This window comes from Mucilaginibacter sp. P4_G9 (assembly GCF_056400985.1).
The window spans coordinates 1-1,377 of sequence record NZ_JBFUKF010000740.1; the positions used below are offsets into that span (position 1 = coordinate 1).

2 protein-coding genes are annotated in these 1,377 nt (G+C 46.3%); both read left to right on the forward strand.

Going from position 1 to position 1,377, the window contains the following annotated elements; translation table 11 throughout:
• Window positions 1-180, forward strand: a 180-nt coding sequence (locus AC1DPZ_RS27225; RefSeq protein WP_477409410.1) for a hypothetical protein, incomplete at its 5' end; no start/stop codon positions are given.
• Between the two features lie 20 nt (window positions 181-200).
• Window positions 201-1,377 (forward strand): N-acetylglucosamine-6-phosphate deacetylase (nagA, locus tag AC1DPZ_RS27230; RefSeq protein WP_477409412.1); only part of this gene is annotated, 1,177 nt, incomplete at its 3' end.

Genomic DNA, 1,377 nt, shown 5'->3' on the forward strand with positions numbered 1-1,377 from the left:
GGGATTGCTTCGTGCCTCGCAATGACGATCTTTTTTTTATTTTTCAAGAGCTTCCAAGAAACCATAGGACAAACCGCAGATTTAAATKGGATAAGCCGTTTGATCAAAGTAGCTAAACCGAACAAATTTTTGCTCGAGAAATATCGGGAAAAATGTATAAATATAGCTAAAACGACTTAACTTGTAGGCCATTATAGCAAATGGATAAACAAATAAAGATCATAAACGGCCGCGTTATTACACCCTATCGCATTAGCAATGCAACGGTGCTTATCAGCGGAAAAAAAATTAAAGCCGTAAGCGAACGTGATATCGACGCGCCGGATGCCACCGTTATTGATGCTGCAGGTAAATACGTTTCGCCGGGATTTATTGATATTCATGTGCATGGCGGCGGCGGTCATGATTTTATGGATGGCAGCAAAGAAGCGTTTTTAACGATAGCCCGCACACATGCCCGCTACGGTACAACAGCCATGGTGCCAACAACCCTTACTTCCGAAAAAGCGGACCTTTTAAAAACGCTCGATCTATATGCCCTTGCCGATGCTAAAAATACCATGGGCGCACAGTTTTTAGGCATGCATTTAGAAGGGCCTTACTTTGCCATGAGTCAGCGTGGTGCGCAGGATCCCCGTTATATCCGAAATCCCGATGAGGAAGAATACAAAGAGGTCATCGCCTATTCAAAAGCTATCAAACGCTGGAGCGCCGCGCCCGAGCTGCCGGGTGCAATCAAATTTGCCAGGTACCTGCAGGCAAATGGGATCATGGCCGCTTTAGCCCATACTGATGCTATTTATGAGGAAGTTGTGGAGGCTTTTGAAAACGGGTATACATTGGCTACGCATTTATATTCGGGTATGTCGGGTGTTTCCCGGCGCAATGCTTTCCGGTATGCAGGTGTTATCGAGAGCGCGTTTATAATAGATGCTATGGATGTTGAAGTAATTGCGGATGGCATTCACCTGCCTGCTCCCTTATTAAAATTGATTTACAAGATCAAGGGGCCCGATAGGATTGCCCTTATCACTGATGCCATGCGCGCCGCAGGTATGCCCGAAGGTGAAAGTGTGCTGGGCAATAAAGATACCGGGTTAAAAGTAATAGTAGAAGATGGCGTTGCCAAACTGCCCGACCGATCGTCATTTGCCGGGAGTGTTGCCACCTGCGACAGGCTGGTGAGGAATATGGTGAATATGGCGAACGTTCCCCTGGTTGAAGCTATAAGGATGATGACCCAAAATCCGGCTACCATTATGGGGGTAGGCGACAACAAAGGTGCTTTAGCTGCCGGGAAAGACGCCGATGTTGTAATATTTGACGATCAGATCAATATTCAAACAACTATGGTGAATGGCAGGGTAGTGTATGAAG